Source organism: Coprococcus sp. OM04-5BH (genome assembly GCF_003482105.1).
Classification (GTDB): Bacteria; Bacillota; Clostridia; order Lachnospirales; family Lachnospiraceae; genus Coprococcus.
On the sequence record NZ_QULM01000007.1, the window covers coordinates 22,383 to 38,908 of the forward strand.

Sequence of the window (16,526 nt, forward strand, 5' to 3'; positions counted from 1 at the left end):
TTTTTCAAAGGTAGCAAACGCCTATCGGCGTTCGCGTAGGTCGCAAGGTATCCTCCCAACTTCGTTGGGTCCCTCCTTACGTTTTTCAAAGGTAGCAAACGCCTATCGGCGTTCGCGTAGGTCGCAAGGTATCCTCCCAACTTCGTTGGGTCCCTCCTTACGACATTTACTGGAGCTGGCGGGAGTCGAACCCGCGTCCAAAGGCCCATTCATTACAGTTTCTTCCATCACAGTCAATGCTTTGACATTCCCTTAAGCCGCCTCCCACTGACAAGATGTGACTCTTAGTAGCTTCATGAATTTTCTGACACCGCAAAGCTTAGGCACCAGAGTTTCCCGAAGGATGATACCGGGTCTAAAGGGCTCGGGGGACCCTAAAGTCGGCAGCTGCAACTAGGCAGCGTAAGCTAAATTATCGTTAGCGTTTAAATTTAATTTCCAAGTTTTAGCGTGGTCCTGGGCCACGGATGGCTTCCATAACTTCAAAACCCCTGTCGAAACCAGTCAACCCCTTACATATCTATTATCAAGCGGAACACAATCTGTTCATGAAATATCATGCTCCGTGATGATCATATATAAATCCACCGGTTGCCGGTATATATCACAAGGTCTTTCACCTATGATCTGTTATTGTTTTTACTTTTTCTTTCCGCTTATCACTTTAAAGCTTAATTCTGCTCCTCTGTGGTAGCAGCTTCTGTCTCCTCTGAAGAGTTATCATTTTCTACTGCACTGCTGTCAACCTCTGTCTCAAGGTTCTCGTCAGCAGTAGAAGCTTCTGTTGTGTCCTCTGTAGGTGTCTTGGCAGTGAATATTGAATCATATCCCTTGTCCTTCCACTCTTCGTTGATGGCTGTCTGAAGATCCTCCTTATCTATATAGGATGGACGGCTCTTAATATAGTTATACACTGCAAATGAAGCAATTATCCCGCATATAACAAGAACAGTTACAATGCCTCCTATTACCTTTCCTATCTTCTGCTTTCTCTTCTTAGCCGCAAGATTTTTCTTCTCCTGCTTTCTTTTATCTACCTTTGTCTGGCTCATTCTTAATATCCTCCCGACGTAGTGCCCATTATATCACAGGCGTAAAGAATAATCCACCTGTTTCACAGGTTTTTCACAAGTTCATCCGGATCTATCTCATCCTTACCTTAAACTCCTTCTCTGCCTCACGCCTTATGTCCTTCTTGGCGATCTCTGCACGCTTGTCGTATAATTTCTTACCTCTGGCAAGTCCGATCTCAACCTTGATGAGTCCGTCCTTCAGATAAACCTTAAGGGGCATTATAGTATATCCCTTTTCCTTTATCTGTCCTGCCAGTTTATTTATCTCATAGCTGTGGAGCAGAAGCTTTCTGGTACGAAGGGGATCCCGGTTGAATATATTTCCCTTTTCATAGGGACTTATATTCATGTGATGTATGAATATCTCACCCTTGTCTATACCTATAAATGCCTCTTTTATGCTGCAATGTCCCTGTCTTAAGGACTTAACCTCTGTTCCCACCAGGGCAATGCCGGCTTCATACTTTTCCTCTATGAAATAGTCATAGTAGGCTTTTTTGTTATTTGCGATGAGCCTGTCTCCTTTTTCCTTTGCCATGGCTTTCTTCTCCTTCCTTCATCTTTATAACGAAGTCAATGCTTTTCGTAAGCTTGTCTGTTTTCGCAACCTTTACGGTAACCTTATCTCCGATGGAATATTTATTATGACCGGTCTCACCTATCATAGCATATTCTTCCTCACTGTAACAGTAGAAATCATCATACATATCCGCCACGCTTACAAAGCCTTCTACAGTATTCTCCAATTCTACAAATATTCCGCGGTTGTTCACACCTGATATGACACCCTGGAATACCTCTCCTACATGCTCACTCATGTATTCAACCTTCTTGAGCTTCTCCACCTCACGCTCTGCGGACTCTGCCCTTCTCTCCTTCTTGGAATTGTCATCACATATCTTAGGAAGGATGGCATTATAGTGCTTCTGCCTGTTGTCGTTAAGCTTTCCCCTGATATTCTCCTTGATTATCCTGTGGATCATAAGATCCGGATATCTTCTTATAGGCGAGGTAAAATGGCAATAATATCTGCACGCCAGACCAAAGTGTCCCGTACATTCTGTTGAATACTTAGCCTGCTTCATGGTCCTTAAGGTCATCCTGCTTACCAGATTCTCACACTCACTGCCGCTTATACTGTCAATAAGCTTCTGGAACTCCTTAGGATGTACATTATCCCTTGAAGCCTTGAAGTAAAATCCAAATTTGCTGATAAGGACTCCAAGCTGCTTGACCTTTTCTGCGTCCGGTGCCTCGTGGACTCTGTATTCAAACGGAAGCTCCTGCCAGAAATAATCCTCTGCAATAGTTTCATTTGCAGCAAGCATAAAGTCCTCGATTATGCCGTTTGAACGTCTTCTTTCATAGGCACCTATATAGCTTACCTTTCCATCCTCCACCACGATCTTGGACTCGTCGAAATCAAAGTCTATGGAGCCTCTCTGACGGCGTTTCTCCCTTAACAGATCCGAAACCTCAAGCATAAGGTCGAATAACGGCACCAGCTCAGAATATCTCTCCATGGTCTCCGGATCTCTGTCCTCAACAATGGCGGATACCGCCGTGTAAGTCATTCTCTCATTTACATTTATAACGCTCTCGCATATCTTGTGACTTACGATATTTCCATTCTTATCTATATCCATAAGGCAGCTTAGGGTAAGTCTGTCTTTACCGGCATTTAATGAACATATACCGTTACTGAGCTTCTCCGGCAGCATAGGTATCACCTTGTCCACCAGATAGCAGCTTGTTCCACGGTTAAGTGCCTCCTTATCAAGAGGTGAGTTCTCCGTAACATAGTGGGACACATCTGCAATGTGAACCCCAAGCTTGTACATTCCGTTCTCCTCATAAAGGGTTATGGCGTCATCAAGATCCTTGGCGTCCTCACCGTCTATGGTAACTGTCACCAGATCCCTGAGGTCTGTTCTTGTGGCAAGCTCCCTTGGATCCACCTCATCCGGAATACGCTTCAGATCCGCCGTAACCTCCTCAGGAAACTCATATGGTATCTTAAGCTCACGGACTACGGACAGTACATCTGTCAGAGGATCCGTATAATCTCCTATGACCTCAATGATCTTTCCCTCTGCGGACCTCACTTTGTCTCCGTAGGAGGTAAGCTCTGCTACAACCCTGTCTCCGCTCTTAGCACCATTTTCAAATCTTCCCGGGATAAATATATCACTGTCGATACGGCTGTTGTCAGGAATGACAAATCCGAACTTCTTATTCTTCTGGTACACGCCCACAACTGTCTTAAGCCCTCTCTCAAGGATCTTCTCTACGGAAGCCTCTGACAGCTTCTTAACGGTTCCCGAACGTCTTCTGTTCCTTCGTTCACCATACATCTCACTTTCATCTAAGGGTCTTATAAGGACCTTGTCATCGTGGAATGCCCCACGGGTTTTATTTGCAGGGATGAAGAAATCATAATCGATCCCGTCTACCCTTACAAAGCCAAAGCCCTTCTTGTTGCTTATGAAAGTTCCCTCTAACAGCTCATCGGCAGTCTTAACATATCTGCCGTTCTCCTTTTTCTCGATCTTGCCCTCGTAGATCAATCTGTCAAGTATAGCCGAAAGCTCCGGTCTGTCCTCCTCAGGCACCTGAAGCAGATACACTATCTCCTTATATTTCAAAGGCTTGTACTTACTATCGCACATCAGATCATATATAATTTTCTTTCTCTCTTCAAATAACTCTGTTTTCTCCACCTGTTCTGCTCCAATCTCATACTGCAAATATCCCTTTAAAGTGAAAAATGCTTACATAAACATATATGTAAGCATTGATCAATCATTTATCAAATATATAATCCTACTGACTAGAATAACTTGGAATCAAGTAAAAGTGCAATGGCAATAAAAAGAAAACCAAGAACACCTGTTATCTTCTTAAGTACCTCTTCCTTTGAGCCCTTCTTATTCTTGCTCCAGTATGAATTATCATAAGCTCCTCCACTTATTGAGTTAGTAAGACTTGCCGGCTTACCTTCCTGTGAAAGGACAATAATTGTTATAACTATACATACAATAATATAAACCACCATAAGTGCTGTTCTCAATCCAGACACCTCCATTCATAATGTTCTGAATGTAAAATCACATCAACTCGTAAAATGATATCATAATATCTCCGTAATATCAACAATTATTTTAATTTATTCTGTTTTTTGTCCGTTAACCTAGTAAATTGCATCAATGGCAAATCCATGGTTCATGGGGCCACTGCCCTTTCCCAGATCCAGCATGTCATTTAAGGCTCCCGATATATAATTCTTAGCCTTATAAATGGATGTGTACATATCATAGCCCTTGGCAAGATTAGAAGCTATTGCTGATGAAAGTGTACATCCGGTTCCATGGGTATTGGGATTATCTATCCGCTTTCCTGCAAACCATGAAAGGCTTCCCTTATGGTACAGCAGATCATTTGCGTCATTTATGCTGTGACCGCCCTTAAGCAGCACTGCCGTGTCAAACTTCTCTGATATATGGCATGCCGCCTTCTCCATATCCGCCTTATCTCTGATTGTCATACCGGATAATATCTCCGCCTCCCCGATGTTAGGAGTTATCACATCTGCCAGTGGAAACAGTTCCTCCGTAAGCACAGCCACTGCAGACTCATCTATAAGCCTTGCCCCTGAGGTGGCAACCATAACAGGATCAACCACTATATTCCTTGCTTTATATTCCTTAAGGCTGTCAGCGATCACCCTTATAAGCTTTCCCGAGGAAACCATGCCAATCTTCACTGCGTCCGGATATATATCTGTAAATATAGCGTCAAGCTCACTTTTAAGGAACTCCGGAGTAACCTCCATTATACCTGTAACCCCTGTGGTATTCTGGGCTGTCAGTGCCGTTATGGCACTCATGGCATATACCTTATTGGCCATCATTGTCTTAATATCCGCTTGTATACCTGCACCACCCGAGCAGTCACTTCCGGCTATTGTAAGTGCTGTATTCATAGTATCGCCTTTCCATCAAGCTCCGTGAAGCTGTTGATATATATGTCACTGTACTGCTTCACCCGGTCTGCATACCCCTCACTTGAGCTGTCATATACACCACACACCATGAAACCTGCCTTCTTAGCCGTCTCTGCCGCGTGGTATCCGTCCTCGAATACCATTATCTCCGACTTGTGAAGCTTCATACATTCCGCACATTTTAAAAATATCAGTGGATCCTCCTTGCTCATACCAACCTCTGAGCAGGTAAATATCCTTTGAAAATATTCCATGGCTCCAAGTCTTTTAAATGCCGCCTCTATGTGGCACCTGTCCGTTGCTGTAGCCACAGTGGCAGGAATGTTCCTCGCACTTAAAAGTTCAAGAAACTCCTTTACTCCCGGCTTAAGTTCAACCTCATTTGCATAAAAATCCGCTATGGTGGAATTTATCCCTGCCTTGATCTCCTCCACTGTAAGGTCTATGTTATAGGCCCCCTTCATATACAGGGCACCCTCTGTCATGGTCCTGGTAAAAAGCTTCTCTTCCAGATCCGGCTCTGCCTTTATCCCAAGACTCTTAAGGTAGATTTCTCCTGCGTGATCCCACATCTTCATGGAATCAAGGAGAGTTCCGTCCACGTCAAATATCGCACCCTTAACAGGAACCAAGGCTCTTACCTCCAAGCATTTCAAGTGTTCTTTCCTTCAATACCTTTGTGGCTGCTGTTATATCTTTCTCTGCAAATATAGCTGATATCACGGATATTCCGCATATTCCCGAATCCTTAAGTGAAATGATATTGTCCTTTGTTATTCCACCAATGGCAACTACAGGAATGGATACAGCCTCGCAGATCGCCTTTAATGTATCATAACTTACGAAATCTGCATCATCCTTTGAGTTTGTCTGGAATACCGCCCCGACTCCCAGATAATCTGCTCCATGCTTCTCCGCAAGTACTGCCTGTTCCACTGTCTGGGCAGACACACCTATGATCTTGTCCGGTCCCAGGAGCTTTCTCACATCCAGTGCCTCCATATCGCTCTGTCCCACATGAACACCGTCTGCGTCCATCTTAAGGGCTATATCCACATTATCATTTATAACAAAAGGAACATTGTACTTCCTGCATAATTCCTTTATCTCTATGGCTTCCTTTAAGAAGTTATCCTCATCAAGCTTCTTCTCCCTTAACTGTACGAAGGTTGTACCTCCCTTAAGGGTCTTCTCTACTTGCTGGTATAAGGTTTCATCTCCCAGCCAGTATCTGTCTGTTACTGCGTATAAAAGCAGCTCCTCCGGTTTTACATTATCTGATCTCATACTTAGCACCAGCCTCAAGAGTATCTCCGTCTATGTTGTAAACAGCGTCTATTATCCTGTTTCTGTAGGTGGAATTACCCTCGCCTTCCTTAAGATTGTTGTAGCCTGTCTCTCCTGCAAGACCCATAAGACATACTGAAGCAGCACATGCCTCAAGCATATTGTCTTTATTTGCAACGGCATAGGCTGTCATAAGACCTGAAAGCTGACATCCTGTTCCTGTGATCTTGCTCATCTCAGGTCTTCCGTTTCTTATAACGTAGCACTTCTGTCCGTCTGTAACAAGGTCAATAGCACCTGTTACTGCCACAATAGCCTTTGTCTTAACTGCAAATTTCTTGACAAATTCCACTGCACTGTCAAGAGTCTCATCTGTTACAGCGTCACATACATCTGCATCAACACCCTTTGTGCTGCCTGAACCCAGAGCAAGGGTCTTTATCTCTGAAATATTTCCTCTGATGATGTCAGGATGGATCTCGTCTACTATCTTAACTGCTGTGTCTGTACGAAGCTTGCTGGCACCGGCGCCTACAGGATCAAGCAGAACCGGATGTCCCAGCTCCTTAGCTCTGTTACCTGCAATGAACATTGATGGTATTGTATTCTTATTAAGTGTACCTATATTGATGTTAAGCCCTCCGCAGATGGATGTGATATCATATACATCCTCTGAGTCATCTGACATTATAGGGCTTCCGCCACATGCCAGCAGTACATTTGCCACATCATTAACAGTTACATAGTTGGTAATATTATGTACAAGTGGCACGTTCTTTCTTACATTTTCAACACATTCTTTAAACATTTTTTCTTCCCTCTTTCGTTTTATTTGATATATCCCACCTGACTCTAGAATTAGCAGTCGTCAAATGCAATCATGCAAGCATGTTGCACTTGACTCGTTGCCATAACAAAATGACGGATGCTTCCGCAGAAACATCCGTCCTTTAAATTAAACAAAAAAGAAAGCAGATACATCCCTACGTTGGCATTACCCAAATCAGGTTGTGGGTCAAGGCTTCACATTGCCTACTCTCAGCCTGCAGCCGCAAGCTCCCCATTTGTTTTTTGTTTACTCATGTGATTATATCACAATTATTCTTCCGGTACAACCTCTGATGTACAATGCATACATCTGGTTGCCTTCTTGTCTATCTCACCGAAGCAGTATGGACACTTTCTTGTAAGTGGCGCTGCCTCCTCTTCCTTATGCTTGCCGATAGACATTACTTTGTTTATGGTCTTCATAAACAGGAACAATACCAGTGCCATTATCAGGAAATTGATAACCGCGGTTATAAAGTTACCATAGGTGATGTACTGTCCGGTACTGAATATCTCGAACTTACCACCCACACTGGCACCGCCAATGCTGTTGATGATAGGATTGATAAAACTGTCTGTAAAGGCTGTAACAATATTCTGAAATGCTGCGCCGATTATAACACCGATGGCAAGATCCATAACATTTCCCTTAAGGGCGAAATTCTTAAATTCCTCAAAAAATTTCTTCATAGTATCTTTCCTCCTTTATCCGTCAGGATACGACATGTAGATAAACACCATCACATATGGTATCCCTGCCGGAGCTTAGCATTAGTAATTTACTGCTTATTATCTGATTATAAGTGACTTTCCTGTCATCTCTGCAGGCTGTGGAAGTCCAAGTATCTCAAGTAATGTAGGTGCAATATCAGCAAGACATCCACCCTCTCTTAAGGCCTTGCACTCATCATAGTTATAGAGTATGAATGGAACAGGATTTGTTGTATGTGCTGTATGCGGAGCACCTGTCTCGTAATTGATCATCTGCTCTGCGTTACCATGATCAGCACAGATAAATAATACACCGTCAACCTTCTTAACAGCCTCTACAGCAGTTCCAACGCACTTATCTACTGTCTCAACTGCCTTAATAGCTGCAGGAATAACACCTGTGTGTCCAACCATATCAGGGTTTGCGAAGTTGATGATAATAACGTCGTACTTTCCGCCTAATATAGCCTCATTAAGGTTCTTGCTTACTTCCGGAGCACTCATCTCAGGCTGAAGATCATATGTTGCAACCTTTGGTGACTTAACAAGTATTCTGTCCTCGCCCTTGTTTGGCTCTTCTACGCCGCCGTTGAAGAAGAATGTTACATGGGCATACTTCTCTGTCTCTGCTGTACGGAGCTGCTTGAGACCATTTGCAGCAAGATACTCACCGAAGGTGTTCTTGATATCTTCCTTTTTGAATGCAACTTCCTTGTTAGGTATTGACTCATCGTAATCCTTGAAGCACACATATACTAAAGGCATTCTTCCGTTCGGTCTCTCAAATCCGTCAAAATCATCTGTACAAAATGCACGGGTGATCTCTCTTGCTCTGTCTGGTCTGAAATTGAAGAATATGACTGAATCATCTGCCTTAACAAGTGATACAGGCTTGCCATTCTCAACGATAACTGTAGGAAGGATGAACTCATCATAAACTTCCTTGTCATAAAACTCCTGGATAGCTGCTACAGGATCCTCTGCCTGAACGCCCTCACCTGTAACCAGTGACTTGTATGCAAGCTCTACTCTGTCCCATCTGTTATCTCTGTCCATTGCATAGTAACGTCCTGAAAGTGAAGCAACCTTACCTACTCCGATTTCCTTTGTCTTTGCAATAAGCTCCTCTAAGAAGCCCTTTCCTGAAGCAGGAGCTGTATCTCTTCCATCAAAGAATGGATGGATATATACTCTGTCGAAGTTCTGTCTCTTACAGAGCTCAAGAATAGCGTAAAGATGTGTATTGTGGCTGTGCACACCACCGTCTGAAAGAAGTCCCCAGAGATGAAGATCAGAGTTGTTCTTCTTACAGTTCTCTATAGCGTCAAGCATTTCCTTGTTCTCAAAGAAATCTCCGTCCTTAATAGCCTTTGTAATTCTTGTAAGTTCCTGATATATGATACGACCTGCACCGATGTTCATATGTCCTACCTCAGAGTTACCCATCTGTCCCTCTGGAAGACCTACTGCCTCACCTGAAGCGTTTCCCTTTACATATGGGCACTCAGCCATAAGCTTGTCCATAACAGGTGTATCTGCCAATGCAATGGCATTTCCCTCTGTCTTCTCACTGATTCCGTAACCGTCAAGTACCATTAACACAACTGGTTTCTTACTCATTTCAATTTTCTCCTCTTCTTTTATTTTTATTACTGTAAATATATATGCACGATCATATCCACCACGGAAAATATGATCAATCGCCTACCATTTTATTGTATATAGGAGCAATCTCCTCTATATCACCATACTCTATAAGATGTCCGTGATCAAGTATCATGGCCTTGTTGCAGATGGCACATACCTGGTCAATGGAATGGGATACAAATAATACAGTTGTTCCCCCATCCATCATACTCATGATCTTAGCCTCACTCTTCTTTCTGAACTTGGCGTCACCTACGGAGAGCACTTCGTCAAGTATAAGTATCTCCGGATTGGAAATGGTTGCAATAGAGAATCCTAATTTAGACTTCATACCTGATGAATAGTTCTTAAGAGGTACATCAATGAACTTCCCAAGTTCGGAAAATTCCAATATTTCATCAAATTTCTCATCAAGATACTTCTTGCTGTATCCGAGAACTGTTCCGTAAAGGTATATATTCTCTCTTCCGGTATACTGCTGGTCAAAGCCTGCACCAAGCTCAAGGAGAGGAACAATCTTGCCGTTTCTGATGACCCTTCCTGTAGTAGGCTTGAACACACCTGCAATAACCTTAAGCAGTGTACTCTTTCCGGCACCGTTAAGTCCCAGGATACCTAATCTGTCGCCCTTGTTCAGGGTAAAATTAATATGCTCCAGTGCCCAGAACTCATCGTAGCTTATCTGATGTCTTATAGACTTGATAACATACTCCTTAAAGCTGTCTACCTTCTCTGAACTGAGATTAAACTTCATGCCTATATCTTCAACTATTAATGCCGGTTTCTTCCCGGTGTTTTTATCAGTACTCATTGAACTCCATCCTTAATCAATCTGTTGATATTATATTCCATCGTAAATTATATATTAAGTATAAATTTATCCTGCTTCTTGTAGAATGCAATGCACCCAATAACTATCAGTATCAACGCTGAACCAAAAGCATACTCTGCATGATGTATGCTGTAGGTCTCTCCGCCTATAAGTACATATCTGAACATCTCTATGATACAGTAAAGGGGATTGTACTTAAGCAGGAAAGCATAAGGGCTGTCAAGAAGTCTCTCGGGATAATAGAACACGGCCGACATATACATTATAAGAAGCTTAAATACCTCCCAGAGATATTCCATATCCCTAAAAAATACATTTACCGTAGCAAGTATCATTCCAACACCAAAGGTAAGCATAAGAAGTAATATAAGCGGTACGAATATCAGCAGCCAGCTCGCCTTCGGATATACGCCACAATAAAGTGACAATGGTATAAGTATGATCAGTGAAATAAGGAATATTACAAAGTTAAACAGTATACTTGCCATAGGATACAGATACTTGGGCACATATACCTTTTTTATCATTCCCGCATTATCACGTATGGATTTCATTGCCGATGTTGTTCCCGATGAGAACAATGAGAAAAGCAATCTACCACATAATACATACAGCGGATAGGATTGGTCCTTTACTCCAAAAAGGGTTCCAAATACCACTGTGAGGACAATAGTTGTTAAAAGCGGTTCAAGAAGCGACCAGATTATTCCCAGATAAGAACGTCTGTACTTGAGCTTAATTCCTTTTTTTACAAGCTCTGCAAGGAGATATCTGTGTCCCCAAAAATTTCTAAAGTATTCCATAACTTTCCTTTCCAGTGATTGAATTACCGGCATGATATTTCCGGAAAACGGAGGCCGTCATCACGTTGTCCACTAAAAAATCCACATGATTATATCACAGTTATATTACATCGTCAAACCTCTTACAGATCTGTGTCCAGTCCACTTACAAATCTGTGTTCAATCCACCTACAGATCTATATCAAGCTCCACAGGGCAATGATCTGAACCGAATACTTCTGTATGTATAACTGCATCCTTAAGCTTATCCTCAAGCCTCTTCGATACAAGGAAGTAGTCAATACGCCATCCGGCGTTCTTCTCTCTCGCCTTAAATCTGTACGACCACCAGGAATATATATCCGCCTTATCGGGATAAAAATATCTGAAGGTATCTATAAAGCCTCTGTCTAAAAGTTTTGAGAATTTTTCTCTTTCTTCATCTGTAAATCCTGCATTGTGCCTGTTGGTCTTAGGATTTTTAAGATCTATCTCCTTGTGTGCCACGTTAAGGTCTCCGCAGATGATCACGGGTTTCTTCTCATCAAGCCCCATGATGTAGTCGGCGAAATCATCCTCCCACTTCATTCTGTAGGAAAGCCTTGCCAGCTCGTTCTGGGAATTAGGTGTATATACAGTAACCATGTAGAACTTATCATATTCAAGGGTGATAACTCTTCCCTCCTGGTCATGCTCTTCCATTCCTATTCCGTAGGCAACATTTAAAGGCTCTTCCTTTGCAAATATAGCTGTACCCGAATATCCCTTCTTTACTGCATAATTCCAGTACTGGTGATATCCCGGCATATTAAGCTCAAGCTGCCCTGCCTGCATTTTTGATTCCTGGATACAGAAGAAATCTGCGTCTGCGTTATTGAACACATCCATAAATCCCTTTCCTGCACAGGCTCTTATTCCATTTACATTCCATGATATTAATTTCATTTTTCAATTCCTCTTTATTATTTAAGTGATGACGTGCTTTTACTTAAAAACAATGGCTATGATCGTGTAAGCCACAATGGTAACTATTGTATAAAGGGACACTGTCGTGGCAAAGTATTTATTGCCCTTCTCATCCGAGCTGTAGCTTGTAAGGGCAAAACTTGGTGTTACAAAGAAGTATAAACAAAATGCTATTGTCTGATACTTAGATATTCCATCATTCTTAAACAACAGGAGTATTCCTACAAGCCCAACTGCCTGAAGCGCTACTCTGAATATAAGTGTCTTTATACATGATCCCAGTATCTCCTTACTCAATGTGAAATCATATCCCACGTTAAGGAGAATAAGAGCTGTAAGGGGTGCCACTATTATATTCTTCACGGAAACGTACAGAATACCCACATCTGTAGTGATGAACTTGTCCATAAGTCCCGATACTCCAAGTATTATTCCAAGGATCAATGCTATGAAGCAGGGATCGGTCATACAATTCTTAAGAAGTAACTTGGCACTGAGCTTCTTTCCAGACTCAACCACCTGAAGTACTCCGAAGAATATGCCGAAGCCGAATATTCCACCGGCTATATCCATAACGGCTATATTACCCAGATTTTCTGCTCCACATAAATTCTGGTACAGGGGATATCCCAACATACCACATTCATAAACTGTTATTAAAAAAGGAAAGAACTTCCTTATATTTTCATCTTTAACTATACCTTTACATAAAAAACCAAGTGTGAAACTAATTCCGAAAAATATTAACATTATTACAGTTATCTTAACTGTACTTTCATTAAAATTTGCTGTTGCAATAGCGTGAAAAATAGTAACCGGCAAAGCAAAAGCTGTGATATATTTCTTTATACATCTCATTCCCTCGGTGGAAATTATATTCTTCATCCTGCATATCACGCCTAATGCAAGCATTACTATAACAGGCAATACCACATTAACAACTGCCATCAAAAAACCTCTCATTCCAGTATAAAAGTGGCAAATCCACATTATGTGAATTTGCCACCCCATAATATTTACTTAAAACTGTAATACAGATAAATTACTTACCTGCGTTTACAACCTTACCAAAGTCTGCCTTGAGTGAAGCACCACCGATAAGTCCGCCATCAATGTCAGGCTTAGCAAGTAACTCTGCTGCATTTCCTGCATTCATTGATCCGCCGTACTGGATACGAACTGCGTCTGCTGTAGCCTCATCATAGATCTCAGCGATAAGATCACGGATTCCCTTACATACTTCCTGTGCCTGATCTGCTGTAGCTGTCTTTCCTGTACCGATAGCCCAGATTGGCTCGTATGCGATAACAAGGTTCTTAACGTCATCTGCTGATACGCCGGCAAGGTCTGACTTGATCTGAAGTCTGATCCAATCCATTGTAACGCCTGTCTCTCTCTGCTCTAAGCTCTCGCCACAGCAAAGGATAGGTGTAAGACCTGCTGCAATAGCCTTCTTAACCTTTGCATTTAAGAATGCATCATCCTCTTTGAAGTAATCTCTTCTCTCTGAATGTCCGATGATAACATACTTAACACCTGCATCAACTAACATTGGAGCACTGATCTCACCTGTATATGCACCCTTGTCTTCAATATACATATTCTCAGCACCAACTTCTACGTTTGTACCCTTAACTGCATTTACTACAGGTACAATGTCTATAGCTGGAACACAATATACTACGTCTACATCTGGATTAACTACCAGAGGCTTTAATTCTTCTACAAGAGCAAGTGCCTGTGAAGGTGTCATGTTCATCTTCCAGTTACCTGCAATAATCTTTCTTCTTGCCATTTTTATTTATCCTCTTTTCTTACTTATCGTTAGCTGCTACTACACCTGGAAGCTCTTTACCCTCAAGGAATTCAAGTGAAGCTCCGCCACCTGTTGAAATGTGGCTCATCTTTGGTCCATATCCTAAGATATTAACTGCTGCCGCTGAATCTCCACCGCCGATGATAGTAGTTGCATCTGTCTCAGCAAGTGCTGCTGCTACAGCCTTTGTACCTGCTGCAAGAACAGGGTTCTCAAATACACCCATTGGTCCGTTCCAAACAACTGTCTTTGCTGTCTTAACTGCCTCTGAGTAAAGCTTTATTGTCTTAGGTCCAATATCACAGCCTTCCTTGTCAGCATTCATCTTGTCAGCGTCACAGATCTCTGTTTCGATTGTAGGATCGTCAATAGGGTTAGGGAAATCGCTGATCATTACTGAGTCAACAGGAAGAAGGAGCTTCTTGCCAAGCTTCTCAGCCTTCTCCATCATTTCCTTACAATAGTCAATCTTTGTATCATCAACAAGTGACTTACCGATCTCATATCCCTTAGCCTTAAGGAATGTGTAAGCCATACCTCCGCCGATGATAAGTGTGTCACACTTCTCAAGAAGATTTGAAATAACGTTAAGCTTGTCAGCAACCTTTGCACCACCAAGGATAGCAACAAATGGTCTTACAGGATTCTCAACTGCATTTCCGAGGAAGTCGATCTCCTTCTGCATTAAATATCCAACTACTGCTGTGTCAACAAGTGAAGCAACACCAACATTTGAGCAGTGAGCTCTGTGAGCTGTACCGAATGCGTCGTTTACGAATACATCACAGATACTTGCAAGATCCTTAGAGAATGCCTCTCCGTTCTTTGTCTCTTCAGCTCTGAAACGTGTATTCTCAAGAAGGATAACTTCTCCGTCCTTCATAGCGTCAACTGCAGCTCTTACTGTATCGTCAACAACCTCTAAGCTTGGTACGAACTTAACTTCCTGTCCGAGAAGCTCTGAAAGTCTCTTGGCAACAGGTGCAAGTGTCTTTGTCTGCTTGTCTTCCTCTGTCTTAACCTTTCCAAGGTGTGAGCAAAGGATAACCTTACCGCCGTCAGCGATAAGCTTCTTGATTGTTGGAAGTGCAGCTACAAGTCTGTTCTCATCTGTGATCTCACCATTCTTTAATGGTACATTGAAATCACATCTGCAGAGTACACGAAGACCCTTAACGTTGATATCATCAACTGATTTCTTATTTAATGACATTTTAATTTCCTCCTGATTGTCACATTGATAATTACGCCTCTGCGTAAAAAAAGAGGATCCGGTCCATGTAGACCGGACCCTCTATTAGGTCTAATAAATACTTTTAAATGAGCGTTACAATTATGCTAACTCAGCGAAGTACTTGATTGTTCTAACCATCTGGCTTGTGTATGAGTTCTCATTGTCATACCATGAAACAACCTGAACCTCATATAAATCATCAGCGATCTTTGATACCATTGTCTGTGTAGCATCAAATAATGAACCATATCTCATACCGATAACATCTGATGAAACGATTGGATCTGTGTTGTAACCGAATGACTCTGATGAAGCAGCCTTCATAGCAGCGTTGATTCCGTCAACTGTTACATCAGCACCCTTAACAACTGCTGTAAGGATTGTTGTTGAACCTGTTGGAACTGGAACTCTCTGAGCTGATCCGATTAACTTACCATTTAACTCTGGGATAACAAGACCGATAGCTTTAGCAGCACCTGTTGAGTTAGGAACGATATTAGCAGCACCTGCTCTAGCTCTTCTTAAGTCGCCCTTTCTGTGTGGTCCGTCGAGGATCATCTGATCACCTGTGTAAGCGTGGATTGTTGACATGATACCTGACTGGATAGGAGCATATTCATTAAGAGCCTTAGCCATTGGTGCAAGACAGTTTGTTGTACATGAAGCAGCTGAGATGATCTGATCATCTGCTGTTAATGTATCCTGGTTTACTGAGTAAACGATTGTCTTAAGGTCATTTCCTGCTGGAGCTGAGATAACAACCTTCTTAGCACCTGCTGTGATATGAGCCATTGACTTTTCCTTTGAGCAGTAGAAACCAGTACACTCAAGAACTACATCAACACCGATCTCTCCCCATGGAAGCTCTGCTGCGTTAGCCTTAGCATAGATTGTAAGAGTCTTGCCGTCAACTGTGATTGTGTTAGCCTCATCATCAGCTGAAACTGTGTGAAGGTTCTCACCAATCTTACCACAGTAACCACCCTGTGCTGTATCGTACTTGAGAAGATCTGCAAGCATTGAAGGCTTTGTTAAGTCGTTGATTGCAACTACTTCATATCCTTCTGCTCCGAACATCTGTCTGAATGCGAGACGACCAATACGTCCAAAACCATTAATTGCTACTTTTACTGCCATTTTTTATTCCTCCTAAGTTTTGAATAATAAAAGTATTTATAATCTACCACACTTTTACATGTGGCAAATAAATCGTGTTAAAACACAAGCTAATCATACATTTTTTGTATAAAAATTTCAAGTGTTAATGTGATTTTTTTTAAACATATTAATAATATTCTACAATTCTTTTTAAGCAAATTGTATATATATGTCGTTTTTTAGATTTTT

General features: G+C 42.0%; 17 protein-coding genes, 1 other RNA gene and 1 riboswitch. All 18 genes read right to left on the minus strand.

Annotated elements, in window-relative coordinates; translation table 11 throughout:
* Window positions 1–167: 167 nt before the first annotated feature.
* Window positions 168–512, minus strand: a transfer-messenger RNA (tmRNA) gene (gene ssrA, locus DXB54_RS11115).
* Window positions 513–671: 159 nt separating this feature from the next.
* Window positions 672–1,052, minus strand: coding sequence for a hypothetical protein (locus tag DXB54_RS11120; RefSeq protein ID WP_021937636.1), 381 nt, complete (start codon window positions 1,050–1,052; stop codon window positions 672–674).
* A 91-nt stretch (window positions 1,053–1,143) separates the two neighbouring features.
* Window positions 1,144–1,611, minus strand: coding sequence for an SsrA-binding protein SmpB (smpB, locus tag DXB54_RS11125; RefSeq protein WP_021937637.1), 468 nt, complete (start codon window positions 1,609–1,611; stop codon window positions 1,144–1,146).
* Complete coding sequence (gene rnr, locus DXB54_RS11130) at window positions 1,574–3,793, minus strand: ribonuclease R (protein ID WP_118695251.1); 2,220 nt, start codon at window positions 3,791–3,793, stop codon at window positions 1,574–1,576. Before rnr ends, smpB begins: the two co-directional genes overlap by 38 nt.
* Before the next feature lie 110 nt (window positions 3,794–3,903).
* Window positions 3,904–4,152, minus strand: coding sequence for a preprotein translocase subunit SecG (gene secG / locus DXB54_RS11135; protein ID WP_330426399.1), 249 nt, complete (start codon window positions 4,150–4,152; stop codon window positions 3,904–3,906).
* Between the two features lie 111 nt (window positions 4,153–4,263).
* Window positions 4,264–5,055, minus strand: a complete 792-nt coding sequence (gene thiD / locus DXB54_RS11140) for a bifunctional hydroxymethylpyrimidine kinase/phosphomethylpyrimidine kinase (protein ID WP_021937640.1) — start codon at window positions 5,053–5,055, stop codon at window positions 4,264–4,266.
* On the minus strand, window positions 5,052–5,708 hold the full coding sequence (locus DXB54_RS11145) for an HAD family hydrolase (RefSeq protein WP_243104799.1): 657 nt from the start codon (window positions 5,706–5,708) through the stop codon (window positions 5,052–5,054). Before DXB54_RS11145 ends, thiD begins: the two co-directional genes overlap by 4 nt.
* A complete protein-coding gene (gene thiE, locus DXB54_RS11150; RefSeq protein WP_021937642.1) occupies window positions 5,695–6,363 on the minus strand; it encodes a thiamine phosphate synthase in 669 nt (222 codons plus the stop codon). Before thiE ends, DXB54_RS11145 begins: the two co-directional genes overlap by 14 nt.
* A complete protein-coding gene (thiM, locus tag DXB54_RS11155) occupies window positions 6,350–7,171 on the minus strand; it encodes a hydroxyethylthiazole kinase (protein ID WP_021937643.1) in 822 nt (273 codons plus the stop codon). Before thiM ends, thiE begins: the two co-directional genes overlap by 14 nt.
* A 155-nt stretch (window positions 7,172–7,326) precedes the next feature.
* Window positions 7,327–7,436, minus strand: a riboswitch (TPP riboswitch).
* Window positions 7,437–7,461: 25 nt separating this feature from the next.
* Window positions 7,462–7,881: a large conductance mechanosensitive channel protein MscL gene (mscL, locus tag DXB54_RS11160; RefSeq protein WP_021937644.1), complete on the minus strand. Its 420-nt coding sequence runs from the start codon at window positions 7,879–7,881 to the stop codon at window positions 7,462–7,464.
* Window positions 7,882–7,980: 99 nt separating this feature from the next.
* Window positions 7,981–9,522 (minus strand): 2,3-bisphosphoglycerate-independent phosphoglycerate mutase, encoded by a 1,542-nt coding sequence (gene gpmI / locus DXB54_RS11165; protein ID WP_118695223.1) that lies wholly within the window; start codon window positions 9,520–9,522, stop codon window positions 7,981–7,983.
* Between the two features lie 76 nt (window positions 9,523–9,598).
* Entirely contained in the window at window positions 9,599–10,360 is a 762-nt protein-coding gene (locus tag DXB54_RS11170; RefSeq protein WP_118695224.1) for an ABC transporter ATP-binding protein, read from the minus strand.
* Between the two features lie 47 nt (window positions 10,361–10,407).
* Window positions 10,408–11,184, minus strand: a complete 777-nt coding sequence (locus DXB54_RS11175) for an ABC transporter permease (protein ID WP_118695225.1) — start codon at window positions 11,182–11,184, stop codon at window positions 10,408–10,410.
* 168 nt (window positions 11,185–11,352) lie between these two features.
* Window positions 11,353–12,108: an exodeoxyribonuclease III gene (locus tag DXB54_RS11180; RefSeq protein ID WP_021937648.1), complete on the minus strand. Its 756-nt coding sequence runs from the start codon at window positions 12,106–12,108 to the stop codon at window positions 11,353–11,355.
* A gap of 39 nt (window positions 12,109–12,147) precedes the next feature.
* Window positions 12,148–13,077, minus strand: a complete 930-nt coding sequence (locus tag DXB54_RS11185; RefSeq protein WP_158578241.1) for an AEC family transporter — start codon at window positions 13,075–13,077, stop codon at window positions 12,148–12,150.
* Window positions 13,078–13,171: 94 nt separating this feature from the next.
* A complete protein-coding gene (tpiA, locus tag DXB54_RS11190) occupies window positions 13,172–13,924 on the minus strand; it encodes a triose-phosphate isomerase (RefSeq protein WP_021937650.1) in 753 nt (250 codons plus the stop codon).
* Between the two features lie 19 nt (window positions 13,925–13,943).
* Window positions 13,944–15,158 (minus strand): phosphoglycerate kinase, encoded by a 1,215-nt coding sequence (locus tag DXB54_RS11195; protein ID WP_021937651.1) that lies wholly within the window; start codon window positions 15,156–15,158, stop codon window positions 13,944–13,946.
* 120 nt (window positions 15,159–15,278) lie between these two features.
* On the minus strand, window positions 15,279–16,316 hold the full coding sequence (gene gap, locus DXB54_RS11200; RefSeq protein WP_118695227.1) for a type I glyceraldehyde-3-phosphate dehydrogenase: 1,038 nt from the start codon (window positions 16,314–16,316) through the stop codon (window positions 15,279–15,281).
* Between the last annotated feature and the right edge of the window lie 210 nt (window positions 16,317–16,526).

Coding starts and splice junctions, on each gene's coding strand:
- DXB54_RS11195 (WP_021937651.1), bottom strand. CDS start 15,158: ATGTCATTAAATAAGAAATCAGTTGATGATATCAACGTTAAGGGTCTT.
- thiE (WP_021937642.1), bottom strand. CDS start 6,363: ATGAGATCAGATAATGTAAAACCGGAGGAGCTGCTTTTATACGCAGTA.
- DXB54_RS11170 (WP_118695224.1), bottom strand. CDS start 10,360: ATGAGTACTGATAAAAACACCGGGAAGAAACCGGCATTAATAGTTGAA.
- thiM (WP_021937643.1), bottom strand. CDS start 7,171: ATGTTTAAAGAATGTGTTGAAAATGTAAGAAAGAACGTGCCACTTGTA.
- DXB54_RS11185 (WP_158578241.1), bottom strand. CDS start 13,077: ATGGCAGTTGTTAATGTGGTATTGCCTGTTATAGTAATGCTTGCATTA.
- mscL (WP_021937644.1), bottom strand. CDS start 7,881: ATGAAGAAATTTTTTGAGGAATTTAAGAATTTCGCCCTTAAGGGAAAT.
- gpmI (WP_118695223.1), bottom strand. CDS start 9,522: ATGAGTAAGAAACCAGTTGTGTTAATGGTACTTGACGGTTACGGAATC.
- gap (WP_118695227.1), bottom strand. CDS start 16,316: ATGGCAGTAAAAGTAGCAATTAATGGTTTTGGACGTATTGGTCGTCTC.
- DXB54_RS11180 (WP_021937648.1), bottom strand. CDS start 12,108: ATGAAATTAATATCATGGAATGTAAATGGAATAAGAGCCTGTGCAGGA.
- thiD (WP_021937640.1), bottom strand. CDS start 5,055: ATGAATACAGCACTTACAATAGCCGGAAGTGACTGCTCGGGTGGTGCA.
- DXB54_RS11120 (WP_021937636.1), bottom strand. CDS start 1,052: ATGAGCCAGACAAAGGTAGATAAAAGAAAGCAGGAGAAGAAAAATCTT.
- tpiA (WP_021937650.1), bottom strand. CDS start 13,924: ATGGCAAGAAGAAAGATTATTGCAGGTAACTGGAAGATGAACATGACA.
- DXB54_RS11175 (WP_118695225.1), bottom strand. CDS start 11,184: ATGGAATACTTTAGAAATTTTTGGGGACACAGATATCTCCTTGCAGAG.
- smpB (WP_021937637.1), bottom strand. CDS start 1,611: ATGGCAAAGGAAAAAGGAGACAGGCTCATCGCAAATAACAAAAAAGCC.